Origin of the sequence: Maribacter sp. Hel_I_7 (assembly GCF_000688315.1) — a bacterium.
In the GTDB taxonomy this organism is placed as follows: Bacteria; Bacteroidota; Bacteroidia; order Flavobacteriales; family Flavobacteriaceae; genus Maribacter; species Maribacter stanieri.
Genome location: NZ_JHZW01000001.1, coordinates 227233 through 252940, shown reverse-complemented (window position 1 = coordinate 252940; position 25708 = coordinate 227233). Strand labels below are relative to the sequence as shown.

The following is a 25708-nucleotide window of genomic DNA, read 5'->3' as shown; positions in this document are numbered from 1 at the left end:
ATGAAAAGAACTTTTCTAAACATTAAAACCTTTGCTGCCATTATATTAACAGCTAGTCTAATGACCGCATGTAGTAGTGAAGATGATACAGTTGTAACTCCTGAACCAGATACTGAAGAACCGGAAACAGAAGAACCAGAAGAACCAAGATGGATAACTGTAGCTGCTGCTAAAATGGGTGACAACCCTGGTGATGGTAACGGAGGAACCCTAATTTATTCTGTAACTAGTGATGATGCAAAAGACCCAACTGTTTCTATAGCGCCTTTTGAAAACGGTTTTATTGCACCTTCTAACAGAACGGCAAGATTACAATCATCTGAAGATGGTAATACTATTTTCAATATTAGCTACGCAGGAGATACTGGTGGAAACTATACAAAATATACTGTAGAAGGCGGACAAACTTTTACACCTTCAGGTTCAGAAGTAAGTATAGCTCCCTATGTAGGTACTGCTCCAAGATGGATAAAATTATTTGATGGAGACCAAACCGGTGCTGCGGTTTATGTAAATACGGAAAATGAATTTGATGAGAATGACAATTATACTCGTACAGAAGCAACAATTGGTGTTGTGACTTTAGATTTAGTGAATTCTTCCATAAAAGAATTTCAAGAACATAGTGTTGCCCTAAGTGATGAAGAGGAAGCAAACGGTTATTACATCTCTAGAATTGATATGCCTACTTTAAATGAAGCTGGAGACAAATTATATATTGGCGCTCGTTTAAGTAAAGTTGACCCTGCAACTGCAGAAAGTGATAGTGATTATGAGATTTTAGGTTCTAAAACTATCATATTAGATTACCCATCTTTACTTAATCCATCTGTTATTACTTCTACTGTTGGTCACGGTAACACAAATGGATACCGTAGCATTAATTCTTTCGAATACAACGGTAGCGTATATCAAGCTAACCAAAGCGATCCAGAAGGATCTTATATCTTAAAAATTGGTGCCGATAATGAATATGACAATACTTACGACTTTAATTTAGATGATGCCTTAGGTATTGAAGGTGCTTATATTCTTGCCTGGAGACCAGCTGCAAATGGTAAAGCTGTACTAGCTTACCGTCATGATGGTTCTGCAGAAGGTGTTGCAGGTGCTCAAGGATTTTTTGCATTGGTAGATTTAAATGCTAAAACGGCAGTTAAAATTGACGCTATTCCTTATGATCCAGATTTCTACTTATTCCAATACCAAGGTTTTGTAGTTGACGGAACAGAAATTTATCTTACTCAAGGTGCAGTAGGAGAAAACGGAAATATCTATGTTGTTGAAACAGAAACTGGTGAAGTTACCAAGGGTGCTGAATTAGTTAATGTTGCTGGTAGTCACTTCATAGGTGTATTCTAGACCAGTAGTCATATTTATTCAGTTCGGTAGTGAATATAACTTATTAAAAAACCGTTGTCAAAATTTAAATTTTGACAACGGTTTTTATTTACATCGATTTTAAATTTGCTATCAAGTCTTTTGCTTTTTCTTTTTTGCAGCCGGAAACAACACATTATTTAAAATTAAACGATATCCCGGTGAAGTAGGATGCAACTCTAACTCCGTTTTTGGGTCACCTACCCTATGCTGATAATCTTCAGGATCATGACCTCCATAAAATGTAAAAAAACCTTTGCCCTTAATTCCATGAATATATCTTGCTTCTTCGTTTATCTTATTTTCACCTAACACCAAAACAGTTGGTTTAATTTGGTCTCGTGTAAAAGCCGTGGTTTGCCCCATAAAACCTTTAACCAAAGAAGTATGGTTTTGACATAGCATTGTAGGAACAGGATCCCATTTTGCGGAAAAATCCATCAACGAGAAATAATCGGATTCTTTTGGTACATTCCCTCTTTTATTAGTCATATCGATTGATGAAAACTCATATTTCAAAGGGCTTCTTTCCAATATAAAATCTGTAAAAGCAAAAGTTTTATTATAGTCTAAATTTGCCTGATAATTAGGGTCAGAAGCATCACCATCAAACATTGGCTCTACAATATCAATTCCGTCAGCAGCTAATGCAATATCAAAACTATCTGTAGCAGAACACATAGCAAACATGAATCCGCCACCAATAACATAATTTCTAATTTTTAATGCAACGGCCCTCTTTTCTTCAGATACTTTATCATACCCAAGTTTTTTAGCAAGTTTCTCTGCATTCTTTTTCCCTTCTATATACCAAGGTGTTGCTCTATAAGCACCGTAGAATTTACCATACTGCCCTGTAAAATCTTCATGGTGTAAGTGTAACCAATCATATAAAGCCAATTTATCTCCTAATACTTCTTCATCATATATAGTGGTATACGGAATTTCCGCATACGTCAATGCCATAGTCACAGCATCATCCCACGGTTGTTTGTCTTTTGGAGAATAGACCGCTATTCTTGGTGCTTTCTCAAGTATAACAGCATCTTGATTTTTAGAGGGACTACTAATCTCATCTAAGATACCGTTTGCCTGTTCATCAGATAAAATTTCAAAACTAACTCCTCGTATTTGACATTCTTTACGTATACTTTCCCCATCCGGAAGTAAAAATGACCCGCCACGATAGTTTAGTAGCCATTGTACTTTTTGCTGTTTAGACAAAACCCAATACGTAATACCATAGGCTTTTAAATGGTTTTTTTGAGTATCAGAATCCATCGGAATCAATATGGATGACGCAAATAGCTGCACTGATAAAAGAAGAAAAAATACTGATGATACAATTTTAGACATATATTATATTCAAGACATTAACTCAAAGATAAAGTAAAAACTTTGGTCGTTAATTGGGTTATCGTTAAAGGTATTGTAAAGTGATATTCCAGAAAATAGATTTACTACAAACGCAAAAAGTCTCCACTAATGGAGACTTTTTAAATATATATTTATATTACAGTTTAAAAAGGTACATCATTATCCTCATCTAAATCTGGACTACTATTCATGCTACTACCAAAGGCATCATCAGCACTTGGTAAATTTTTAGTTGCAAATGGGTTCTCTTCATTAGCATTCATTTTCGATTGGAATTCGAACGGAGAGTCAAAATCATCAAGGTTATCAAACTTACCTTGGTTACCAATAAACTTCAATCTAATATTCTCTAAACCACCATTACGGTGTTTTGCAACAATAAATTCTCCCTGACCTTGAGTTGGTGTACGTTCTTCATCATCCCACTCTTCAATCTTATAGTATTCTGGTCTATAGATGAACGAAACAATATCGGCATCTTGCTCAATTGCTCCAGATTCCCTCAAATCCGAAAGAATAGGCCTTTTACTACCTCCACGTGTTTCCACGGCACGAGATAATTGAGATAATGCAATTACAGGCACATTCAATTCTTTAGCGAGTGCTTTTAGGTTTCGAGAAATTGTAGATATTTCCTGTTCCCTGTTTCCTCCTTTTTGACTACCACCAGCTGTCATTAACTGCAAGTAATCAATCATAATCATTTTTATACCATGTTGAGAGGCAAGACGTCTTGCCTTTGCACGTAAATCGAATATAGATAAAGACGGAGTATCATCAATGAACAAAGGCGCCTTCTCTAAAGTTTTCACCTTTACGTTCAGTTGCTCCCACTCATGCTTTTCTAACTTACCCGTTCTTAATTTTTCTGAAGACAATCCTGTTTCAGAAGAAATTAATCTAGTAATAAGCTGTACCGAGGACATCTCAAGTGAAAAGAAAGCTACTGGTGTATTTGTATTTACAGCCATATTTCTAGCCATAGATAAGGTAAATGCCGTTTTACCCATACCAGGACGTGCAGCAACAATAATTAAATCACTTGGTTGCCAACCCGAAGTAAGCTTATCTAATTTATCGAATCCTGAGGCAACACCACTCATCCCCTCTTTACCAGCAATTTCTTCAATTCGCTTTTTAGCTTGTATCACCAAATCTTGCGCAGTCTCGGCAGAACGTTTTAAGTTACCTTGGGTAACATCATATAATTTTGCTTCGGCAGTATCTAACAAATCAAATACGTCAATCGCCTCATCATATGCCTCCTCGATAATTTCACCAGAAATTTTAATTAAACTACGTTGAATAAATTTCTGAAGAATGATACGTGCATGAAATTCAATATGAGCAGATGATGCTACTTTTTGAGTCAATTTTATCAAATAAAAATCGCCTCCACAAACCTCTAATTTACCCGCTTTCTTAAGTTGTGACGAAACGGTTAATAAATCAATTGGTTGCGACTCTTCAAAGAGAATAAAAATAGCCTCATAAATAAATCTATGAGCGTCTTTATAGAAAACATCTGGGTGTAAAATATCTATAACTTCATCAACACCTTTTTTATCTATCATCATAGCACCCAACACAACCTCCTCTAAATCAATAGCTTGTGGCGGAATCTTACCTTTTTGAAGGCTTATAATATTAGATTTGTCAATCTTTCGAGCGACAAAGGGTTTCGTGTTCTCCATAGTGCGAAAGTATACAATTAACCTTTAGTTAACGTGAAAAACATCAGTTTCGATGTTCACAGTTGACTAACAATTGACTGTTAATAAGTTACGATTTTCTGTTGATAACATAAAAAAACCGAGGAATAAAATCCTCGGTATATTTTTAATAAGCCTAAAATGCAGATTAGCCGTTAAAAACGCCCATTTGTGCATATTTATCCATGCGTTGATTTACCAGTTCTTTTGGTGATAACTTTTGCAAATCCTCAAAATGAGAGGAAATTTTATTTTTCACTGTATCAAAAGTCTTTTCTCTGTTAGAGTGTGCTCCACCAGCAGGTTCTCTTATGATTTCATCAATAAGTTTCAATTTTTTCATATCGGTAGCCGTTAGTTTCAAAGCTTCAGCAGCTTTTTCCTTATACTCCCAACTCCTCCATAAAATAGAAGAACAAGATTCTGGTGAAATAACGGAATACCAAGTATTCTCAAGCATTAACACCTTATCACCAACACCTATACCTAATGCACCACCAGACGCTCCTTCACCAATAATTACAACAATTATAGGCACTTTAAGGCGTGTCATTTCAAGAATGTTTCTAGCAATGGCTTCTCCTTGTCCTCTTTCCTCTGCTTCAATACCTGGGTAAGCACCCGGAGTATCAATTAAACAAACTACAGGAACTTGAAATTTTTCGGCAGATTTCATTAAGCGCAATGCTTTTCTATACCCTTCTGGGTTTGCCATACCAAAATTACGATACTGTCGAGTTTTAGTATTATATCCTTTTTGCTGACCAATGAACATATAACTCTGATCACCAATTTTACCTAAACCACCGATCATAGCCTTGTCATCTTTCACAGTACGATCACCATGAAGCTCCAAGAACGTATCACCACAAATAGCTTTTATATAATCTAATGTATAAGGTCTATTTGGGTGCCTAGATAATTGTACGCGTTGCCATGCAGTTAAATTCTTATAAATCTCTTTTCTAGTATCGGCAAGTTTCTTCTCAATCTGTTTACATGTTTCTGTAACATCAACATCACTTTCCTCTCCAATTACCATGCACTTGTCCAATTGCTCTTCCAGTTCTTTAATAGGAAGTTCAAAATCCAAATATTCCATATTTCAATAAAGTTTCTTTAGTTGCGGCTCAAAGATAAAACTTTAATACCTAAATCTTGGGTACCCTTTTTTTAATATTTGCTCTTTGTTTCAAAATACCGTTGGCAATGACCGTAGTGAGTATAATTAAGGCTCCAACATAAAACATTGGTTTCATTTCTTCGTCAGAGCCAAATATGAACCAAGCCAATAGAATACCGTAAACTGGTTCTAAATTTGTAGTCAACATCACCGTATAAGGAGTTAAAACACGCATTATCTTTACAGATGCGATAAATGCATAAGCAGTACAAATAAGCGCTAATACAAGCAAGTACATCCAATCCATACTTGGTAATGTCACTAATGACAAATTCCAATCTCCTTTAACTATCAAAATTATAGATAAGAAAACAACACCTACGCCCAGTTCATAGAAGCTAATTACAGACGGTTTATGATTTTGAACCAACTTACCGTTTATTAGGGAGAAGACCGCTGCTAAAAAGGCAGATATCAATGCTATCGTCATGCCATACACATATTCCGTTTCTACTTTAAAAATTAAATAGAGACCTACAACCACCATTAAGCCAAAGAATATTTCGTAACCAATAATTTTACGCTTGTACCAAAATGGTTCCATTAAGGCTGTAAAAAAGGCTCCTGTAGACATCATTGCAAGCGCTACGGAGACTGTAGAAACTTTAATCGCCAGAAAAAAAGTTACCCAATGCAGAGCTACAACAATACCACCACCTATTAACCACCAAAGTGTTTTTTTTGAAACCTTTAAACTAAACTTCGCAATTAAAATATAAACGGCGATAAATAGTGTAGCCAATCCCATTCTTATCCAAACCAATGGTAATGAATCTATGGTAATAAGCTTTCCTAAAATGGCTGTAAAGCCCCAAATAAAGACTATAAAATGTAAATGTAGTAGGTTTAGATTTTTATCTTTTTGCATTTTGAAGTAGATAAAATGCTAAACATCCAAAAACTACATTAGGTATAATTACAGCAAGTAAAGGCGAAAAGCCAGACTGCTCCGCTAATACTCCAAATACCTTATCAAAAAATATAAATATAAATGCGATCAATATACCGAATGCCAAATTTGCTCCCATTCCACCACGTCTTTTAACGGAGGAAACGGATACCGCTATAAGTGTTAGAATAAATGCAGTTAGCGGTAATGCCCAACGCTTGTATTTAACTAAAATATAAGTATTTATGTTAGATGCTCCTTTTCGTTTTTGATCTTTTATAAACGTATCTAGCTCAAAAAGATTTTTTGTTTCAGCTACGTAAGATACTGGTGTTAGGTCGCCAATATCAAAAGCGAATATGGTATCTAATCGTCGTTTACTTTCTATAAAAGCGGTGTCCCCAAATACGGTTCGTTTTTTATAAGATGTAAGTCTGTAATTAGAGTCTTTTTCTACCCAGCGAATATTTGCGGCAGAAATTTTAAAATCAAGTTCATTATTCTCATTAAAACGCTCAAAAGTAAAGTTATGCCCTAGCTGTCTTGCCGGATCAAAACTACTTACATAAATGAAATCAGTTTCATTAAGTTGATTGAATATATTGTTGGTAACCCTATCTTGTTTCCCTTTTTTAAGGTATTTGTACTTAAATTCATTAAAGCCCACACTTGCATTGGGCACAATGAACATGGTCATAAAAAACATTAAAACAGCGATCATAGATGCACCAATAATGTACGGTCTTAAAAAACGACCATAAGAAACCCCAGAACTTAAAATGGCTACAATTTCAGTATTGTTTGCCAACTTGGAAGTGAAAAATATAACCGAGAGGAATAAAAAAATTGGGAATAATAGATTACCTATATAAATAGTAAAATTTACATAGTACATTACAATTTCATTCAACGGTGCTTCATTATCGATCATTTTACCGATCTGCTCCGCTAAATTCACCATAATACCTATGGGAATAAATAACAAGAGCATTAACGAAAACGTCGCCAAATACCTTTTAAGAATGTATTTATCTATTATTGATAGCATTATAGCCTTTTATCCATTTGTTTAACCATAATATCTTTCCAAGCTCTAAAATCTCCCGCAATAATATGTTTACGTGCTTCACGCACTAACCACATATAAAAGCCTAAGTTATGAATTGTTGCTATTTGTTTGCCTAAATATTCATTGGCTGCGAACAAATGTCTTAAATATGCCTTTGAATACTCACGGTCTACAAATGTCGTTCCCATGTCATCTAAAGGGGAAAAATCATCTTCCCACTTCTTATTTTTAATATTTATGGTACCATGTGCCGTAAACAACATTCCGTTTCTAGCGTTTCTTGTAGGCATCACACAATCAAACATATCTATACCCAGCGCTATATTCTCTAAAATATTAATTGGGGTACCTACTCCCATAAGATACCTTGGTTTATCTTCCGGTAGAATTTCACAAACCACCTCGGTCATACCATACATTTCTTCTGCTGGTTCACCAACAGATAGTCCGCCAATTGCATTGCCTTCTGCACCCGCGTTTGCAATATATTCTGCAGATTGTCTTCTTAAGTCTTTATAGGTAGATCCCTGTACTATCGGAAAAAACGTTTGTTCATAATCATATTCAAAAGGTGTTTTTTCTAAATGATTAATACACCTGTCTAACCACCTATGTGTCATATGCATTGATCGTTTTGCATAATTATAATCGCAAGGGTAAGGTGTGCATTCATCAAAAGCCATAATAATATCAGCTCCAATGACACGTTGAATTTCCATTACATTTTCAGGTGTAAATAAATGCATAGACCCATCTATATGAGATTTAAACTTAACACCCTCCTCCTTAATCTTTCTATTTGCTGAAAGAGAATAAACTTGATACCCACCACTATCGGTAAGTATATTTCTATCCCATCCCATAAATTTATGGAGTCCGCCAGCCTTTTTTAAAATTTCAGTTTTTGGACGCAGGAATAAATGATAGGTATTACCAAGGATAATATCAGGATTTACTTCTTCTCTTAATTCTTTTTGGTGTACCCCTTTTACAGAAGCAACCGTGCCAACGGGCATAAAAATTGGAGTTTCAATAATACCATGGTCAGTTACCATAGTTCCTGCCCTAGCTTTTGATTGAGTATCGGTATTGTGTAGTGTAAATTTCAAAATTTCTAAATCTAGCTGCAAATATAATGAACTGAGTTTGGGAAAAACTTAATAAAAAGCAAAGATGTTTATGAAACAGTGAAAGCAACATGTTCAAAATTGTAACTTAATAAAATTGAGATTGACCCAAAAGCAATGATAAACAATAAAGATATTTTACCTCCGTTCTGATGGTATAACGAGAAATGGAACATTTGGTATCGTATTTGCTACTTGTTCCACCTAAACAACAATGAATATGAAAAAAACAATTTTAGTTGCCTTTATGGCACTCTCTGGGTTTTATGGGGTAGCACAGAGCGATTCGGGATTCGGAATTAAAGGAGGATTAAACTACAACGCAAACGGAGATTATTTTGAATCTGCCGGTGATGCCGCGAGAAACCCTGATAGAAATGTGGGATACCATGTTGGTGTATTTGGAAAATTTGGAGCTTCTAAAGTTTATGTAAGACCAGAATTGGTGTATACTAAAACAAAGTCTGATTATGACGGAGCCGATTTTGACATGAGTAAATTAGATGTTCCTGTCCTTTTAGGAATTAATCTAATTGGACCGCTACATATATTTGCCGGACCTAGCTTTCAATATATTTTAGATACCGAGTTTGACGGTGTTACTATTGATGATGTAGAAAATGATTTTTCCGTTGGGATGAATATTGGTGCTGGTGTTAGTTTTGGTAAACTTGGATTAGATTTACGTTATGAAAGAGGATTTAGTAATAATGAAGCTTCCTTCATAAATACCAATATAACTAATATTGGTCCTAGCAGAATCGATACAAGACCAGATCAATTGATATTAAGTTTGTCTTTGGCACTATAAACACAAACTAACAAGAAACAAAAAACCTCTTAAGTACTCTTAAGAGGTTTTTTTATGTTTTAAAATGATTCACTATAAGTCATTATCAAGATGATCAGGTGTACCATCACCATCTGTATCTAAGAACCCTACAAAATTACCATCTGCATCTAGTTCTATTTCATCAATGGTTAAAATTCCATCATTATCATCATCGTTATCATTAAAGTTAGCCAAATACACAGAAAAACCTTCAGATTCATCATCCGTATTATCGTCATTTAAATTTCCGTTACCATTTAAATCTTCTAAAATTGAAGGAATACCATCGCCATCAAAATCGGAGTCTGGCTCATAAGTCATGGCGTCAACTTTGAAAATTAATGGAGAATATGAAGGTACATCAGAATTTGGTGATGAATCAAAATACGCTAATGCTGCAGGCATAAAAATAGCTCCAATACCATAATCCTCATAACTTACTGTTCCATCGCCATTTTCAAAAGGACCGGTTCCTGTTTGAAAATTTTTCATTCCATTTCCAAAACCCCTTACTACAGAAGAAAGGTTAAAACGCACCGGTTGATTTGTAGAAGCGTCGAAAAGAGTACCATCTAACAACAGACCTTCATATCTAAGTATAGAGAAATCCCCTATTGTTGGTTTACCATCAACCGCACCTTGTCTCACAACTAAAGTATACAACGTTTGGTCAATAATCTCGTTATCATCTGCTCTTCCTAAATTCTCAGAATCAACAGAAATTGTTTGCGTAATTAAATTTGGGTGGTCAAAAATTGAACGTTTGGTACTGTTTTCACCTGCAATGGTATCAAACCTAATTTTAAAATCGAAACCCTCTGGTGTTGTTTCAAACTCTTCTTCGTTAAAAAAATGTGTTTTTAAAAATTCTATAATTTCGGCATCGTCCTCAACAGTAACTTCACTTAATAACCTTGGCGGCACAACTTCTCCAATAGAATCATCATCCTTCTTACATGAACTTATTATAAGTAAGCCAGCTATTAGCAAATAGACATTTTTCAATTTCATCAATAATATATTTTAAACGCGCAAGATACAATTTTCCCCTATTTTTGTTTGGAAGTTAACAAAGAAATACAACCTGTAATGCGCATAGATAAATTCTTGTGGAGCACACGATATTTTAAAACGCGAAACATAGCCACTACTGCCTGTAAAAAAGGGCATGCAAAAATTAATGGTCTTGCCGCTAAACCTGGAAGGGAAGTATTCCCAATGGATCAAATTGTAGTGCGCAAAAATCAAATAGATTATAAATTTACGGTTCTTGACATACCACCAAGTCGCGTTGGTGCTAAATTAGTTGACATCTATAGAAAGGATACGACACCAAAAGAAGCGTTTGAGCATAACGAGCTTTTACAGTATTCTAAAGATTACTATCGCAAAAAAGGAATTGGTAGACCCACCAAAAAAGACAGGAGAGATATTGACGATTATTTGGAGACACCTTCTAAAAATGATGAAAGTAAAACTGTAGAACCCGATAATAATAGTAAAGAAGTTGAAGATTAGCCTAAACTTTTAAAAACATACTTATCTTTATTCTTTTAAGAACAATACATGGAACAAACCATACTTACGCACCAACAGATTCAGCATAAAATTGAACGAATAGCTTATCAAATTTATGAAGCAAATGTTTCTGAACAGGAAATTATTATTGCTGGTATTGAGGGTGGTGGACTTCAGTTTGCGAAGAAGATTGTAGCTAAGCTTAAAAAAATTACTGAGGCTAAAATTGTTCTTTGTAAGCTAACGATGGACAAGAAAGATCCATTATCAAGTGGAGTTACCACATCAATACGAGATGAAGAGTTTACAAATAAATCTGTAGTTATAGTAGATGACGTGTTAAATTCTGGCACAACCCTAATTTATGGTGTACACCACTTTCTAAAAACTCCTTTAAAACAACTTAAAACTGCGGTATTAGTGAATAGAAATCATAAGAAATACCCAGTAAAAGCAGACTACAAGGGAATTTCATTATCTACCTCATTACAAGAGCATGTAAATGTTCATTTTGAATCCAAAAATGACAGAGTGTACTTAAGCTAGTTTGTTTACTATCATTTCTGCAATCTCCGTTGGTGTATTGTTATTACTTTTTATCTTTTGATGTGCTTGATTATAGAAGAAGCTTCTTTCAAATAAATGTTTACCTATAAACTCGGTCAGTTCTTCATCTTGTAGATGAGAAATCATAGGACGATGATTTTTTTCTTTTAACAAACGATTTGTAAGTTCGTCTATACCCACATTTAAGTAAAAGGAATTAGCAGTTTTATCATTTACCAACCTCATATTATCACCAAAACAAGGAGTACCACCACCAAGAGAGAGAACAAAACTATCATCAGTTGAAAATATTTTATTTAAATATTCAATTTCTTTTTTTCTAAAATATATCTCCCCTTTTGTATCAAAAATAGAAGCTATAGACATATTCTCATTTTCCTCGATATAATCATCTAAATCTAAAAAATTAATATTCAAATGGTTAGCAACTATTCTTCCTACAGTTGACTTTCCACTCCCCATATACCCTACCAATACTATTTTCACATTATTCATTTGTACAAAATTGGACTAATTAATACGTTTTTCAAAAAAAAATAAATTTATCTTGAAAAGGGTTTGTTAAATAAAGTAATCGACTTATATTTGCACCCGCATTGAGGGAATTGTTTTCCGAATTTGCTTTTGACCTGGTAGCTCAGTTGGTAGAGCATCTCCCTTTTAAGGAGAGGGTCCTGGGTTCGAGCCCCAGCCCGGTCACCAATAAATAGTAGCCTCTTCACCAAAAAGAGGCTTTTTTATTTAAGCGTTCAAACTTATTTTATAAGTAATTAACGCTAACGTTCTTAAGATTTTTTGACCTGGTAGCTCAGTTGGTAGAGCATCTCCCTTTTAAGGAGAGGGTCCTGGGTTCGAGCCCCAGCCCGGTCACTTTTAAACCTTCAAATATTAATTATTTGGAGGTTTTTTTGTTTTAGCCTGTTTGCTGAATGTAACATTGAAAATAAATTAAGGTATAATCTTTTGCATCATCTATTAAAACAAAAAAACTCAACTATTTTTCGATTATAGCCTCTAATCTGACTAACCGTTCTTCTAAATTTAGTATTCTTATTTCTTGCTCTTCAATTATAGCTTGTTGTTCTTGAATGGCTTTTGTAAGTACAGGTATAAAATCATTGTATCTTAAGCTCATAAATCCTTGATCATCTTTACTCAAGATACCTTGTTCAGAATAGCCTAGGTCATTTAATAATACTTCAACTTCTTGAGCAATGAATCCAATTTCTCGAATCTTGCTATCATTATTTTTTCGAATATAATCAACAGGTCTTAATTTATTAATTATGTTTAGTCCATAAGATAAATTCTGTACATCATTTTTCCAACGCATATCAGAAGTGATGTTCCAAGCTACTTGAACACCTGCGTAAGTAATTTGGGTATTACCGATGCGAACTTGATGAGAACCATTACTATTAGGAACTTGAGAATCTGCCCCTATACCTATATTATTAACTCCAGTTAACAAATCACCTAATGCATCATTACCAACAGCGGTATTCCAACTGCCAATTACCTGATATAAAGAACGACGACCTATAGCCGTATTATAGTCTCCTGTAGTATTATTTTGAAGTGCTTGATATCCATTTGCTGTATTATAATCACCACTTACATTTTCATCAAGAGCTCTACTCCCAATTGCTATATTATAATTTCCTATTGTATTTTGAGAAAGTACACTAGCTCCAATAGCAGTATTATAGATTCCATTTAAATTATTAAAAAGGCTAAAACTACCCATAGCTGTATTTCGATCTCCATTTTCATTCTTCGATAAAGAATTAAGACCAGTTGCTGTATTATATTGACCAGTAGTATTTGCCTGTAGAGCAATATAACCTATACCTGTATTACCCTCACCATTTATATTTGCGTAAAGTGCAGCTCTTCCTAAAGCGACGTTAAAATTACCATCTGTATTATTGTACAATGCCGCACTCCCAATGGCAGTGTTCTGCTCACCACTTTCGTTCAGATAAAGTGCAATAGGACCTATTCCTACATTTAATCCTGTTAAATCAGAATCTCTATTTCCAGCACCGTTTCCTACATACAATGACGACCCTTCTTCATTAGACTTTCCGTCAGCTAAATCATTTATATTAACTATCGCCCCAATATCACCGCCAATCATAAGATTACCATCGGCATCTGCAACTACATTTCTTTCTCCAGTCCCGGATAAATCAGATGATTTTATAGTGCCATCAACATCTAACTTACTTGTTGGGTTTGTAGTACCAATACCAACATTACCAGTTCTTTTTATAGTCATTCGTTCTTGAAGTAAGGCATCTGCTGAATTTGCGCCATCCATTGTAAAAAAACCAAGATCACCTCGAAACTGAGCGCCATCAGACATCCTTGTTTCTATACGTGCAATTTCAAAGGTAGAACCAGTACTCCCTAATGAAAGAAAGCCAAATCTTCCTATTGGCATACCAACAGTACTCTGTCTCCCTTTTATTTCAATAGCTCCAAAATCACCATTTGCTATTCCGCCGGATACAGTAAAGTATTTTGAAGCTCCCGGAGTATGTCCAGAAAAAGTAGTCCCAATGCTGACATTACCATCATTATAATTTATCCCGTCCGCTACTTCATTCCAAACTGAACTTGCACTACCTCCTCCAACTTCATCCGTTCCGGCAACCCAATTACCTAAGGCTGCATCCCACTTTGCTACCTGTCCATCAGCTGTACCTACCAAACCATCTATGATTCCATCATCACCCACAAGAAGTCCATGATTTCTAGTCACATCAATTTCATTTTCAGGATCTGAATCAGCATCTGTCAAACTACTTAAATTAACAGCATTTCCATTCTCAATTTTTAATGTTCCAGTAGATTCATTAAAATCCAACCTTTGATTATCATGACCACTACTAGATATAAGTGGTGCTAAATCAACTCCAGTACCATCATCAATTTGAAGCATAGTTCCTGAAAGTGATAGACTCTGATCATCAGTATCTACCATCCCACCAGTCGCCAATTCAGCTATTGCCGCCTGTGTGTCTGCCGCAGCAAGACCTGTTCCAGTATTGTCAAAAGGAACTTCGGATGCTTCTTGATCATCTGTACCACCAGGTGGAATAATTGGAGAAAGGTCTACACTAGCACCATCTGTAATTTGTAGAATCGTACCTGATAGTGATAAATCCTGATCATCTGTATCTACTAAACCTCCAGCTGCCAATTCTGCTATTGCCGCTTGTGTATCACCAGCAGCAAGACTTGTTCCCGTATTGTCAAAAGGAACTTCAGAAGCATTTTGGTCATCTGTGCCACCAGGCGGGATAATAGCCGATAAATCTATGGTGGACCCATCCGTAATATTCAAATCGGTTCCAGAAAGGAAAATATCTTGTAGCTCGTTGGTGGAATCTATATCATCATCAGTACCTCCCATTCCTGCGATAACAAGTTCATCTAAAGCATCCTGAACATTAATTGCCGTTAGTCCGGATTCCGAATTATCAAACGGTACTTCTACTGCATTTTGAGATTCTCCACCACCAACAACCCTACTATCAACATAAGTCTTGACAGCTTTTTGTGTTGGTAAAATATTACTACTGTTTTCTAATAACGTTCCATCATCAGATATTTCGTTCACAGCATTACCATCGTTTAATGTAAACTGGCCAAAAACTTTTAAATCATTGGTAACACGGACTTCTCCTATATTCTTATTCGCTATAGTATTTCCGTCAACAATCCACTGATCACTACCTGAAGTTATCGCGTACGGTACTGCCATTAATTCGGTCGTACCCAATTCTGAACCATTAAAAGAAACCGCTACAAATGAAGCTTCTCCCCATGGTAAATTCTCATAATCACCACTATTACTGATTCCGCTACCAATTTGCAGACTAAAAACACCATTTATATCTGTTGTAATAAAATGATTTTCTTGATATTGAATAGGAGCATTAAAAGTTCCAAATTTTAAAGCAATACCGATTTCAACAGACTCTTCAACCATTAATTCATTATCAGCATCTCTTACAACCCCTTGATAATTAATATAATTCTTTTGTTGTGCATTTAGTATAAAAGAGCCACACATCATGGCAACTATTACCAGTACTGAAACGTAATTTCTTTTCATAGTTCTATTTTTTTATCAGTTTGTATTCTTTGATTTGAGTTCCTTCTTCCAAGTATAATCTTAATACGTAGACCCCATTGGCATGTGTAGTCATGTCAATTTCAAATTCGGTATTAGCAGTATCAAATAACTGCGATGAAACTTTTTGTCCGTTTATTGCAAAAAGCTCTATGCCATCAATACTCTGTTCTGTAGAAGCAACCGAAACACTCTCAACAACAGGGTTAGGGTATACTAGTATTTCTATATCATCTTCTTCAAGACTTAACGGTATAATCAAAAGACCATAACCTGTCCAAAATCCCTGATCGATAGCGCCCTCCCGAGCTATTAAACCAACTAAAGGTTCACCTACTGTAAACCCTAAAGAAATATCATCATTACTTAATGTATTTCCTTGGCTTGCAACCACACTTCGATCTAAAGATTGCGCAATAGAGCATATACTGTAGAACAAGCATGTAAATAGAAGTAGTTGTCTTTTCATTTTAGTTCTGTTTTAGATTAATGTTACACAACCGTAAAAGGTTAACATTGTTCTGAACTATTTTTATGAATACACCATATTCATCTTGACCGATATCTAAAACAAAAAACAAATTCCTACAAATATTGAATAAGATTTTACTTACCCAATAATTACTTTTAAAAAGGTATATTAAATAGATTTTACCTACTATATAATTATCCCGGAATATCTTGAGATTATAAAACCACCATCTTGTATTCTAGTTTTATATTTTAAGGATGTCAAATGGATTTGAATATTCATTATTTCCGTTCTTACCAAATATTGCTGACCTTTATATATCGCAATTGAAATACAATAGATATGACATCAGTTGAAGCTAAATTAAAGGAGCGCGTTAAAGAATTAACCTGTCTTTATGAAGTAACATCTATAATAGTTAATTCTGATTATGGGCAGTTAGAAACTTCTTTAGAAGCTATTGTATATTGTCTGAAAAGAGCTTGGCAACATGAAAAAGTTACTGAAGTATTTTTAACCGTTGGTGAGTACCATGTACAGACAGACGACTATAAAACCAACATGGTTACTTTGAAATCTAATATTAAAGTTTTTAATAAAATAGAAGGTGAAGTAATTGTAGGTTATCCTTCTAATAAATATACCATAGATGACTTTTTAATTGAGGAGCAGACTTTATTGAACAACGTAGCCTTGGCTATTGGCAATCTTATGGAACGTAAGCAGATTAGAGAAAGTGAAGCCATTACTAGAAGACAGATGGAACGTACCGATCGTTTACACATTCTTGGTGAAATTACAGCTGGTATTGCCCATGAACTCAATACTCCACTTGCAAATATTCTTGGTTTTGCAGAATTACTTTCAGAAAAAATAAAAGATAAAGAGACCGTTAGAGATTTAGAAAAGATAATGGACAGTGCTATATTTAGCCGTGAAATCGTAAAAAAACTAATGTTTTTTGCTTGTGAAATGCCACAAGAAATGAAGACCGTAAAATTAATACCTATCGTCACCAATGTTATAAAACTGCTAGAACCTTCTTTACGTTCCAAGAATTTAAAGCTGACAAAAAGCTTTGATAATGAAGACATTGAATTAAGAGCAGATACGGTTCAAATGACACAAGTAATGTTCAACCTTATTATGAATGCTATCTATTATTCTCCACAGGGTGCATCTATTAGTGTACATGTGTTAGAAAGCAATAGTCATATTACCATAGAAATTTCAGATGAAGGTAAAGGTATACCGCCAGAGTTAGATGACAAAGTATTTGAACCCTTTTTTACTACCAAGCCAATTGGCGAGGGTTCTGGTTTAGGGCTAAGTGTGGTACATGGTATTATCACCAGCCATAAAGGAAAATTGGAGCACAAAAGGAATACACCAAAAGGGACTATATTTACTGTCGATTTTCCTAAATTGTAATTATGGAGCTGCGTAAAGAAAACATTCTTATTGTTGATGATGACATTGATATTCTTGAGCTTTTACAAAGGCACTTACAATCAATGGACTACCATACCTATAAAGCTGTTTCTGTAAAAGAGGCGTTGTTTATACTAAAAGATACATTTATTGATTTACTCATTACCGATATACAAATGCCCGAAATAGATGGGCTACAATTATTGAAATTCGCTAACGAACATTACCCAGAAATTCCTAAACTAGTGGTTACCGGTTACCCCTCTGTTGAAGGTACCTTAGAAGTTATCAAATCTGGCGCAACGGACTATCTTACTAAACCGTTTACAAAATCTGAGCTTAAAGAAGCTATAGACAAGGCACTTTCACAGAATACCACAAGAAAAAAGAGTAAAAGCAATACTATAAGATCAACATCTAATATCTATTCAGATATGGTGGGAAAATCTACTGCTTTTCGTAAAGTAACCAACATTATTGATAGGGTTAAGGATAATAAAGCAACAGTTATTGTAACTGGGGAAAGTGGTACCGGTAAAGAATTGGTTGCCCGTGCCATACATTATTCCGGGAAGTTTTCTAGAGAACCATTTATAGCGGTCAATTGTGCCGCCATACCAGAAAATTTGCAAGAGGCAGAACTCTTTGGGTATATAAAAGGTGCCTTTACCGGCGCAAATGAAAATAGAAACGGATTCTTTCAAGCAGCAAAAGGAGGCACCTTATTTTTAGATGAGATTGGAACAGCCTCACTTGCCGTACAAACAAAATTGTTACGCGCACTACAAGAAAAAGAAATTACAAGAGTAGGTTCGCAAAAAGTAGAAAAAGTTGACATTAGAATTATTGCGGCTACCAATGCAGATTTAAGGGAAGAAATTAAAAACAATACGTTTAGAGAAGACCTTTATTATAGGTTAACCGTAGTTGAAATTAATGTACCACCACTAAGAGAACGTAAATCTGACATTTCTATATTAGCCGAAAAATTCATTCGTAAATATGGTATTGAATTCAAGGACAGATTGTTACGTATATCTCCAGAAGCACTTCAAATAGTAGAACGATACAATTGGCCCGGAAATATTAGAGAGCTTGAAAACGTAATACAACGTGCCGTCATCATGTCTGACGGTACTATAGATGTAAAAGACCTACCGGATGTCTTAAAATATCAAATTGATTTTCCAAATAACGAGCTACGTCCACTACGTGAAATGGAGAAAGAATATGTACAACGTGTATTAAACCATACCAATGGCAATAAAACAAAAGCTGCCGAAATTCTTCAAATAGACCGCAAGACCTTGCGCGAAAAATTAAAATAATATCGGGTATATTTTCCTCAACCGGGGAATAACTACCCAATTAAATTTACTCTATAATTTTTTATTTAATTGTTAATCACTGAATATCAGTGAATTAAAATATATGGCACGCTACTATAAAGTAACGGGCATATCAATTGCTATATACATCTCGCAAAAGACAACTACTTCTAAAAGCACAACATACGGTCTTGAAATTCAATTCAAACTATGTGCAAACCAGATGTAGTACGTGGAACCTTTTAAATAGTAGCAGATGAAGTATGGTAGTCTTGTTTTTGAAACAAATGAATTCTTGATAATTAAAAAATATCAAGAAATGAATTACACAATTGAAGATTATGCGCACAAAAACGTGTTAGATGTTCTTACCCAGAACATGACCACTGCCTTGTGTTTAAACGAAGTTGATATCCCTTTTGATATCATAACCATGTACTCTACTATTAAAGTAAGCAGCGCCTTTGGTATTCGCCAAACATTTCAGGTAGTACCACCAAATGAAGTTGATCTTAAAGAGAACAAAATATCTGTTATCAGCAGTTTAGGTGCATCTGTTATTGGGCGTGCCCAAGGAGATAGAATTTCTTATGGCTTACCTGGTGATACCGTGTCTTTAGTAATTGAAAAAGTAAAGCAACCAAAAACAGCCAACAAAACTACTACCAAAGGAGGAATGACCAAAGAAGTGAAAATTCATTAATTATAAATTATTCAGTTATGATCAAATACGCAATAGCCCTATTATTTTCAGTAAGTATAATGAACGCTCAAGACACCGCTACTACACCAACAAGTGTAGATGTAGGCGATGTTTTTGAAATAGGTAAACCAGAAACGAACAAATACAAACATATAGACTTTCCTCGTGAAAATTTCATTATTAAACGTGGTGGAATTGCCAATTATAGGCAGGCTCATGGAGAGAAAGTAATAGTTACCGCTGTAAAGGAAAAAAAGGACGGTACTACCCAAATTAAAATTAAGCGAAATGATGGTGGTCGTTTTTTTAACAGTCACACTGTTGTAACTGCAGACTTTAAAGAAGCCATTGATTCAGGTGAATTACAAGCTTTATAATTTTTTTTTAGTTGGTTGATGTAATCCACTTGGCTTCTATAAATAAGTTGGCTGATTTATTAAGAAATAACCAGGTGGATTTCTCTCAAATTGAAGATGAATGAACAATTAAAGTTTAATTAAAAAAAGAACCCATGTTTAATAAACAACAAACTCCACAAAGAATTAATGCCGGTTTTATTCTGGCAATAGCATTCTTATTGGTGTTAGGGTCTAATAGATTAAACAAAAGACACTTTCATACATTACAAAGCACGGTAAATTCAGTGTATAAAGACAGGGTGTTGGTTCAAGATTACATCTATCAGCTTAATAACATTTTTCAAACAAAAAAACTTCGCTTTATAACCGAAGATGATTTTACCCCAGTAGCAAATGAAAATGAGAAAGTTGAAAAAATCTTACTTGATTTTGCTTCTACAGAACTAACTACAGACGAATTCAACACACTTAATGAGTTAAATCTGCAATTTGAAAAGCTCAAGAAATCAGAAAATAAGGTTTTGCATTCAAAAGAAAATCTTAGAAATGGTGTAGCTATTTTATCAAAACAAACTTTTCAAAAGATAGATGAAAATTTAAATGTGTTGGCTAGAATACAGATTCAAGAAAGTGAGCAAATGACGCAACTTTCAAACAAATCTTTAGAAACGAACATCCTCTTGTCTAAACTTGAGTTGGCTTTTTTAATAGTGATCGGAATTGCCTTGCTGGCGTTAATTTTTTATCCCATGAAAACAAAACAACCTGTTTTGGAGTAGTGGAATATTTTAACTGAACTTTTAAGAACATCATAATTTAAGTGCAATGAAAAATTATATGCGGAGCATATGCTCTACCTGTACGCACACGCCACATTGTTCATTAACAAGAAACAAAAGTTCAATTGTTTCGTGCAGTGAATATGTGCATGTTTTGGACATTACAAATAAACCTACCATGATCATTTCAAATGAAATGACAAGTACTGAAGAATTTAATAACGAATTAGTCTTAAATCTATAATAATGATAGCAAAAGTAGCATCTATAAAAGCGCCTAAACAAGGCATGCTAGAAAATGTTATGCGACAGTTTGATAATGCCGCAGACATCATTGAACTGAACACCAATATTAGAAAAATTCTTGAGGTGACCAATAATGAAATCGTTGTTCATTTTCCTGTTCGAATGGACAATGGCGAAGTAGAAATTTTCACCGGTTACCGTGTACAGCATAACAATTCTTTAGGGCCATATAAAGGTGGCCTTCGTTATCACCCAACGGTTGATATTGATGCTGCAAAAGCATTAGCAATGTGGATGACTTGGAAAACCTCGTTGGCAGGTTTGCCTTACGGTGGTGCAAAAGGTGGTATACAGTTAGACCCTAATAAATATTCAGATTCTGAACTAGAGCGTATTACCAGAAGATTCACATATGCATTGGGTGATAATATTGGTCCAGAATTAGATATTCCTGCACCAGATGTAAACACCAATCCGCAAACTATGGCTTGGATTTTAGATACTTACATGTCTACCAAATCGCCTGCAGAACGTTCTACAAATATGCACGTAGTAACTGGTAAACCTATTGGTGCCGGTGGTTCTAAAGGTAGAGATAGGGCAACAGGTTTTGGAGTTTTCCTTACCATTAAATTTTGGGCAGAAAGTAATAATGTAGACTTGAAGGACAAAAAATTCATTGTTCAAGGTTTTGGTAATGTTGGATATTGGGCCGCTTATTTCTTAGTAAATGAAGGCGCTATTTTAACGGCGGTACAAGATGCCTACGGTAGTATTGTAAATGAAGAAGGTATAGATGTTGATGAGTTACTTAACTATACAAAGGGCAATAAAGGAAGCATATTAGGTTATGCAAAAGCACGCACACTAGACAATGCCGACTTCTTTTCGTTAGACTGTGATATCTGTATACCAGCAGCTTTAGGAAATCAAATTACCGCTAAAAATGCCAGTAAAATAAAGGCATATTTAATAGCTGAAGGTGCTAACGGACCAACAGATGTAGATGCAGAAGAAATTCTATTGAAAAAAGGTATAGATATCATTCCAGATATTTTATGCAACTCTGGTGGGGTTATCGGTAGTTATTTTGAGTGGCTACAAAATCGTAACGGTGAAATTTGGTCTCTAGAAGAAGTAATGGAAAAGCTAGAAAAGAAAATGCGAGAGTCTTTTACAACAGTTCTAGAAGCATCAAAAAAGAGAAATGTAGATATGCGTACCGCAGCATTTGTAATTGCCATTGAGCGTTTAGAAGAGGCATATGTACAACGTGGTATTTTTCCATGATATATTATAAATGATTCATTTATAGAAAGGGGCTTAAAAGGTATGTACAACATACTACCGCATAAAGTGTAGTCAGTATATTTTGAAACCAAACTAACTAACGCTATTGGCTATTTACATATGGAGGTATAATATACCTTTTAAACACCCCTTATTACAATTAAAAAATTAGACAATGAAGTACGGGAATCTGGTTATAGAGAAAAAAGAATATGTAGTACTGAAAAGATTAATGAATCTGTCCGGGTACTATAAAGATGATACGCTACGTAAATCTGTTCAAAAAATAGTAGGAGAATTAGAGACTGCAATTATTCGTGATGAATCTGAAATGTATGAAGATGTTATAAGGTTCAACACAACGGTTACAATAATATCAGAGAACGGGTGGCACAAGAAATTTAAATTGGTAATGCCTACTGATAGCGATATTAAAAATGATAAAATATCTATTCTGACGCCTATGGGAGCAGCAGTAATGGGCTATAGCGAAGGCGATTCGGTAGTATGGGAGTTTCCCTCTGGAGAACAAAAACTAACCATTGAAAAAGTAGAACAAGAGAATGCACCTATAAACTTGAACATGGTATTATGATCGCATCTAAACATTTTTATCCTCATGAATCTGACAAAAGAATTATGATGAAGAAAGACAGGCTAGAAATAAATAATTGGACAGACGAGCTAGAGTTTTTAAATAAGGAGCTAGACTTCTATTTAGATATTGAAGATATCATGATACGAAACTCAAAATTGTACCAAGAATTACATGGTACGCGTAGAGAAAACGCTTTAATGTTGGCATCCTTATACAGATATGACAATAGCGTTGGTAAGGCTATAGAATGCGATACCGTAGAATGTGATGCCTACTACCTAAACCATCACGAGAAAAAAAGAGACACCTATTTGTCTCATATTACTAATTACAGAAATCTAAAACTGAAAATTTTATCGCAAATACTATTAAATGCAAAGAGTTAAGTGAAAACAAATTGAACTAAGAATCGCCTTAAAACAACCAATAAACAAAGGGCTAAAACTAAACCATCATGGAAAAGAGAATATTATTGCCTACAGATTTTTCAAAAAATTCTTGGAATGCTATTAAGTATGCCATTAAACTTTTTGAAGGAAAACAGTGTGAATTTTACATTCTACATACGTATGCTAAAGAAACCCATGGTCTAGACAGTTTAACCCTATTAGATCCAGACGAAGCATTTAATAAAATGTCTGAAATTAAATCTAAAGAAGGTTTAGGCGATATTCTAATAAAGCTATCTAAACTAGAGAATAATACAAACCATTGCTTTCATGTAGTTTCTGAATCTACCCTGTTATTGGATGCCGTTAAGTATCTGAATAAAAAATTACATTTCGATATGATTGTTATGGGTGCCAAAGGCATTAATAACAAGAAAGGAGAATCTTATGGAAAACACACTTTAGAAATATTAAAGTCGATTAGAAAATGTCCAATTTTGGTAGTTCCTTCCAATGTAGATTTTAACCACCCAAAAGAGATTGTACTGACTACAGATTTTAATGCCGACATTAAAATATCTGAAATAACAAACTTGGTTGAAATAGCAAAACTTAGCAATGCCAGCATTCAAGTTTTGAGCATAACACAACCTAGCAAATTAAGCTTTTTTCAGAAAAGAAATAAGGTTGTTATACGTAAGCAATTAAAAGAGGTAGACCATAATTTTAATACCTTACGCAATGTTAAAATGGGTATTGCGCTAAGTTGTTTTGTATCTATTAGAAATTCTAATATGATCAGTTATATAGATAAAAAACCCTCTTTATGGCAGCGTCTTGGTCTTGGCAAACTAAACCTTAATAAATTGGGCTATTATGCAGATGTACCCGTATTGGCGTTGCATAGTAAATAAGCTATTTACACGACCCAACTCCCCTTCTAGCTAATGCATATATTGTACCTTTGCATACGAAAAAAGAATATGCAAAATGAAGGATGATTTTCACAGAATACTATATAATTACCTTGTTGAAGCAGGACTTAACGAAACTTCTGCTTCGTATTTAAATCTTACCATTTTATTAGTAATTGCACTAGTATTAGCGTGGTTCTTAGATTTAATTATTTGGAAGGTTTTACGTTCTGTCTCCCTTAGATTAGCACGCAAGTCTAAAACCAATTTTGACAATTTTTTAGTAGCTAATAGAGTGCCTAGATATCTCGCACACATTCTACCATTAAGTATATTGGTAGAACTTGTGCCCTTTGGCTTTATTGGCTTTGAATATGCGGCCGTTATAGCATTAAAGTTCTTACATGTACTTTTTGTGGTACTCACGCTTTATGTGGTTAAAAGTGTATTTAAAAGTATAAACGATTATTTAAAGACCAAGCCAAGGTTTAGAGATAAACCCATGGGCAGTTACATACAGGTCTTTATGATCTTTGCTTGGGTACTGGGTATTTTTACCATTTTCGCTATTATAACAGAAATTCAGGTTTGGAAATTTTTCACCGCTCTTGGTGCAGGTTCTGCCGTAATACTTTTAATCTTCAAAGATTCTATTCTAGGTTTAGTTGCCAGTATTCAAGTCAGTATCAATGATATGGTACGTATTGGAGATTGGATCAGTTTTGACAAATTTGGTGCAGATGGTGATGTTATTGAAATATCATTGGCAACAGTTAAAGTACAGAATTTTGATAAGACAATTACCACAATACCTACCTATGCCTTAATTTCAGATTCGTTCAAGAACTGGCGAGGTATGCAAGAAGCTGGCGGAAGACGTATTAAACGTGCTTTGATCATTAGTCAAAAAAGCATTCGTTTTCTATCTGATGCAGATGTAGAAGAATTTCAAAAAATACAACTGATTCAGCCCTACTTAACAACACGTAGCGAACAGATAAATACTTACAACACCAGTAATAATATAAATAAAGACCTGGCTATTAATGGTAGAAATTTGACGAATATTGGAGTTTTTAGAAAATACGTAAACGATTATCTTCAAAACCATTCTGCAGTAAATAAAGGAATGACATTAATGGTGCGCCAATTACCGCCAACACCACAGGGAATTCCCTTAGAAATTTATGCATTTAGCTCAGACAAACGATGGGAAAATTATGAGTATGTAATGGCAGATATTTTTGACCATTTAATTGCTGCCCTACCCTATTTTCATTTGCAGGTTTATGAAATTCCAGTTCCGGAAAGTGTCATTGCACAAGGGTAATTTTACAATTACCATTTACCATAACCCATTTTTGGTTTTAGATGGAAATTGTATCTTTCTTATCTAAAAAT

24 protein-coding genes and 2 tRNA genes are annotated in these 25708 nt (G+C 34.7%); 16 read left to right on the top strand and 10 right to left on the bottom strand.

What is annotated here, in order from left to right; genetic code table 11:
• Positions 1-1362, top strand: a complete 1362-nt coding sequence (locus P178_RS0101220; protein WP_027064524.1) for a hypothetical protein — start codon at positions 1-3, stop codon at positions 1360-1362.
• A 111-nt stretch (positions 1363-1473) separates the two neighbouring features.
• Here the strand turns inward: P178_RS0101220 and P178_RS0101215 are convergent, their stop codons facing one another.
• From P178_RS0101215 to tgt, 6 genes are all read right to left on the bottom strand, one after another.
• Positions 1474-2736, bottom strand: a complete 1263-nt coding sequence (locus tag P178_RS0101215; RefSeq protein ID WP_027064523.1) for a hypothetical protein — start codon at positions 2734-2736, stop codon at positions 1474-1476.
• A 164-nt stretch (positions 2737-2900) separates the two neighbouring features.
• Positions 2901-4451: a replicative DNA helicase gene (gene dnaB, locus P178_RS0101210; RefSeq protein ID WP_027064522.1), complete on the bottom strand. Its 1551-nt coding sequence runs from the start codon at positions 4449-4451 to the stop codon at positions 2901-2903.
• Between the two features lie 166 nt (positions 4452-4617).
• On the bottom strand, positions 4618-5571 hold the full coding sequence (locus P178_RS0101205) for an acetyl-CoA carboxylase carboxyltransferase subunit alpha (protein ID WP_027064521.1): 954 nt from the start codon (positions 5569-5571) through the stop codon (positions 4618-4620).
• Between the two features lie 49 nt (positions 5572-5620).
• Entirely contained in the window at positions 5621-6520 is a 900-nt protein-coding gene (locus P178_RS0101200; protein WP_027064520.1) for a DMT family transporter, read from the bottom strand.
• Positions 6507-7589, bottom strand: a complete 1083-nt coding sequence (locus tag P178_RS0101195; protein ID WP_027064519.1) for an LptF/LptG family permease — start codon at positions 7587-7589, stop codon at positions 6507-6509. Before P178_RS0101195 ends, P178_RS0101200 begins: the two co-directional genes overlap by 14 nt.
• Positions 7589-8719, bottom strand: coding sequence for a tRNA guanosine(34) transglycosylase Tgt (gene tgt / locus P178_RS0101190; RefSeq protein WP_027064518.1), 1131 nt, complete (start codon positions 8717-8719; stop codon positions 7589-7591). The genes P178_RS0101195 and tgt overlap by 1 nt, the downstream gene beginning before the upstream one ends.
• 238 nt (positions 8720-8957) lie before the next feature.
• On the opposite strand from tgt, the gene P178_RS0101185 reads away from it, so the two are divergent.
• Positions 8958-9548 carry a porin family protein gene (locus tag P178_RS0101185; protein ID WP_027064517.1) on the top strand — a complete coding sequence of 197 codons (591 nt, stop codon included), beginning with the start codon at positions 8958-8960 and terminating at the stop codon, positions 9546-9548.
• A gap of 72 nt (positions 9549-9620) precedes the next feature.
• Here P178_RS0101185 and P178_RS0101180 read toward each other — a convergent pair whose 3' ends face one another.
• Positions 9621-10580, bottom strand: coding sequence for an FKBP-type peptidyl-prolyl cis-trans isomerase (locus P178_RS0101180; protein WP_027064516.1), 960 nt, complete (start codon positions 10578-10580; stop codon positions 9621-9623).
• A 78-nt stretch (positions 10581-10658) separates the two neighbouring features.
• On the opposite strand from P178_RS0101180, the gene P178_RS21215 reads away from it, so the two are divergent.
• Complete coding sequence (locus tag P178_RS21215; protein ID WP_051638135.1) at positions 10659-11087, top strand: RNA-binding S4 domain-containing protein; 429 nt, start codon at positions 10659-10661, stop codon at positions 11085-11087.
• A gap of 48 nt (positions 11088-11135) precedes the next feature.
• Positions 11136-11633, top strand: a complete 498-nt coding sequence (locus P178_RS0101170) for a phosphoribosyltransferase family protein (RefSeq protein ID WP_027064515.1) — start codon at positions 11136-11138, stop codon at positions 11631-11633.
• On the opposite strand, the gene P178_RS0101165 is transcribed toward P178_RS0101170, so the two are convergent.
• The gene (locus P178_RS0101165) at positions 11625-12149 is read right to left on the bottom strand and encodes a shikimate kinase (protein ID WP_316929974.1); all 525 of its coding nucleotides are present in this window, start codon (positions 12147-12149) and stop codon (positions 11625-11627) included. The genes P178_RS0101170 and P178_RS0101165 overlap by 9 nt on opposite strands.
• 131 nt (positions 12150-12280) lie before the next feature.
• Between P178_RS0101165 and P178_RS0101160 the strand changes: the two genes are divergently transcribed.
• Positions 12281-12356 (top strand) — tRNA-Lys (locus tag P178_RS0101160).
• A gap of 95 nt (positions 12357-12451) precedes the next feature.
• Positions 12452-12524: transfer RNA gene (locus P178_RS0101155), tRNA-Lys, on the top strand.
• A gap of 124 nt (positions 12525-12648) precedes the next feature.
• On the opposite strand, the gene P178_RS0101150 is transcribed toward P178_RS0101155, so the two are convergent.
• Both P178_RS0101150 and P178_RS0101145 read right to left on the bottom strand, forming a co-directional pair.
• Positions 12649-15780, bottom strand: coding sequence for a tail fiber domain-containing protein (locus P178_RS0101150; RefSeq protein ID WP_081819370.1), 3132 nt, complete (start codon positions 15778-15780; stop codon positions 12649-12651).
• A 4-nt stretch (positions 15781-15784) separates the two neighbouring features.
• Positions 15785-16267: a T9SS type A sorting domain-containing protein gene (locus P178_RS0101145; protein ID WP_027064512.1), complete on the bottom strand. Its 483-nt coding sequence runs from the start codon at positions 16265-16267 to the stop codon at positions 15785-15787.
• 345 nt (positions 16268-16612) lie between these two features.
• On the opposite strand from P178_RS0101145, the gene P178_RS0101140 reads away from it, so the two are divergent.
• The 10 genes from P178_RS0101140 to P178_RS0101095 all read left to right on the top strand — a co-directional run bounded on the left by P178_RS0101140 (position 16613) and on the right by P178_RS0101095 (position 25637).
• Positions 16613-17701, top strand: a complete 1089-nt coding sequence (locus P178_RS0101140) for a sensor histidine kinase (RefSeq protein WP_027064511.1) — start codon at positions 16613-16615, stop codon at positions 17699-17701.
• Between the two features lie 2 nt (positions 17702-17703).
• The gene (locus tag P178_RS0101135; RefSeq protein WP_027064510.1) at positions 17704-19029 is read left to right on the top strand and encodes a sigma-54-dependent transcriptional regulator; all 1326 of its coding nucleotides are present in this window, start codon (positions 17704-17706) and stop codon (positions 19027-19029) included.
• A gap of 256 nt (positions 19030-19285) precedes the next feature.
• Positions 19286-19732 (top strand): GreA/GreB family elongation factor, encoded by a 447-nt coding sequence (locus P178_RS0101130; RefSeq protein WP_027064509.1) that lies wholly within the window; start codon positions 19286-19288, stop codon positions 19730-19732.
• 17 nt (positions 19733-19749) lie between these two features.
• A complete protein-coding gene (locus P178_RS0101125) occupies positions 19750-20109 on the top strand; it encodes a hypothetical protein (protein WP_027064508.1) in 360 nt (119 codons plus the stop codon).
• A gap of 134 nt (positions 20110-20243) precedes the next feature.
• Positions 20244-20870, top strand: coding sequence for a hypothetical protein (locus tag P178_RS0101120; RefSeq protein WP_027064507.1), 627 nt, complete (start codon positions 20244-20246; stop codon positions 20868-20870).
• A 246-nt stretch (positions 20871-21116) separates the two neighbouring features.
• Positions 21117-22406 carry a Glu/Leu/Phe/Val family dehydrogenase gene (locus P178_RS0101115; RefSeq protein ID WP_027064506.1) on the top strand — a complete coding sequence of 430 codons (1290 nt, stop codon included), beginning with the start codon at positions 21117-21119 and terminating at the stop codon, positions 22404-22406.
• A gap of 175 nt (positions 22407-22581) precedes the next feature.
• On the top strand, positions 22582-23001 hold the full coding sequence (locus P178_RS0101110) for a GreA/GreB family elongation factor (RefSeq protein ID WP_027064505.1): 420 nt from the start codon (positions 22582-22584) through the stop codon (positions 22999-23001).
• Positions 22998-23390 (top strand): hypothetical protein, encoded by a 393-nt coding sequence (locus tag P178_RS0101105; protein WP_027064504.1) that lies wholly within the window; start codon positions 22998-23000, stop codon positions 23388-23390. Before P178_RS0101110 ends, P178_RS0101105 begins: the two co-directional genes overlap by 4 nt.
• 68 nt (positions 23391-23458) lie before the next feature.
• Positions 23459-24307, top strand: a complete 849-nt coding sequence (locus tag P178_RS0101100) for a universal stress protein (RefSeq protein WP_027064503.1) — start codon at positions 23459-23461, stop codon at positions 24305-24307.
• 76 nt (positions 24308-24383) lie between these two features.
• Positions 24384-25637: a mechanosensitive ion channel family protein gene (locus P178_RS0101095; RefSeq protein ID WP_027064502.1), complete on the top strand. Its 1254-nt coding sequence runs from the start codon at positions 24384-24386 to the stop codon at positions 25635-25637.
• Positions 25638-25708 lie beyond the last annotated feature (71 nt).

Coding starts and splice junctions, on each gene's coding strand:
- P178_RS0101220 (WP_027064524.1), top strand. CDS start 1: ATGAAAAGAACTTTTCTAAACATTAAAACCTTTGCTGCCATTATATTA.
- P178_RS0101215 (WP_027064523.1), bottom strand. CDS start 2,736: ATGTCTAAAATTGTATCATCAGTATTTTTTCTTCTTTTATCAGTGCAG.
- dnaB (WP_027064522.1), bottom strand. CDS start 4,451: ATGGAGAACACGAAACCCTTTGTCGCTCGAAAGATTGACAAATCTAAT.
- P178_RS0101205 (WP_027064521.1), bottom strand. CDS start 5,571: ATGGAATATTTGGATTTTGAACTTCCTATTAAAGAACTGGAAGAGCAA.
- P178_RS0101200 (WP_027064520.1), bottom strand. CDS start 6,520: ATGCAAAAAGATAAAAATCTAAACCTACTACATTTACATTTTATAGTC.
- P178_RS0101195 (WP_027064519.1), bottom strand. CDS start 7,589: ATGCTATCAATAATAGATAAATACATTCTTAAAAGGTATTTGGCGACG.
- P178_RS0101185 (WP_027064517.1), top strand. CDS start 8,958: ATGAAAAAAACAATTTTAGTTGCCTTTATGGCACTCTCTGGGTTTTAT.
- P178_RS0101180 (WP_027064516.1), bottom strand. CDS start 10,580: ATGAAATTGAAAAATGTCTATTTGCTAATAGCTGGCTTACTTATAATA.
- P178_RS21215 (WP_051638135.1), top strand. CDS start 10,659: ATGCGCATAGATAAATTCTTGTGGAGCACACGATATTTTAAAACGCGA.
- P178_RS0101170 (WP_027064515.1), top strand. CDS start 11,136: ATGGAACAAACCATACTTACGCACCAACAGATTCAGCATAAAATTGAA.
- P178_RS0101165 (WP_316929974.1), bottom strand. CDS start 12,149: ATGAATAATGTGAAAATAGTATTGGTAGGGTATATGGGGAGTGGAAAG.
- P178_RS0101150 (WP_081819370.1), bottom strand. CDS start 15,780: ATGAAAAGAAATTACGTTTCAGTACTGGTAATAGTTGCCATGATGTGT.
- P178_RS0101145 (WP_027064512.1), bottom strand. CDS start 16,267: ATGAAAAGACAACTACTTCTATTTACATGCTTGTTCTACAGTATATGC.
- P178_RS0101140 (WP_027064511.1), top strand. CDS start 16,613: ATGACATCAGTTGAAGCTAAATTAAAGGAGCGCGTTAAAGAATTAACC.
- P178_RS0101135 (WP_027064510.1), top strand. CDS start 17,704: ATGGAGCTGCGTAAAGAAAACATTCTTATTGTTGATGATGACATTGAT.
- P178_RS0101130 (WP_027064509.1), top strand. CDS start 19,286: ATGAAGTATGGTAGTCTTGTTTTTGAAACAAATGAATTCTTGATAATT.
- P178_RS0101125 (WP_027064508.1), top strand. CDS start 19,750: ATGATCAAATACGCAATAGCCCTATTATTTTCAGTAAGTATAATGAAC.
- P178_RS0101120 (WP_027064507.1), top strand. CDS start 20,244: ATGTTTAATAAACAACAAACTCCACAAAGAATTAATGCCGGTTTTATT.
- P178_RS0101115 (WP_027064506.1), top strand. CDS start 21,117: ATGATAGCAAAAGTAGCATCTATAAAAGCGCCTAAACAAGGCATGCTA.
- P178_RS0101110 (WP_027064505.1), top strand. CDS start 22,582: ATGAAGTACGGGAATCTGGTTATAGAGAAAAAAGAATATGTAGTACTG.
- P178_RS0101105 (WP_027064504.1), top strand. CDS start 22,998: ATGATCGCATCTAAACATTTTTATCCTCATGAATCTGACAAAAGAATT.
- P178_RS0101100 (WP_027064503.1), top strand. CDS start 23,459: ATGGAAAAGAGAATATTATTGCCTACAGATTTTTCAAAAAATTCTTGG.
- P178_RS0101095 (WP_027064502.1), top strand. CDS start 24,384: ATGAAGGATGATTTTCACAGAATACTATATAATTACCTTGTTGAAGCA.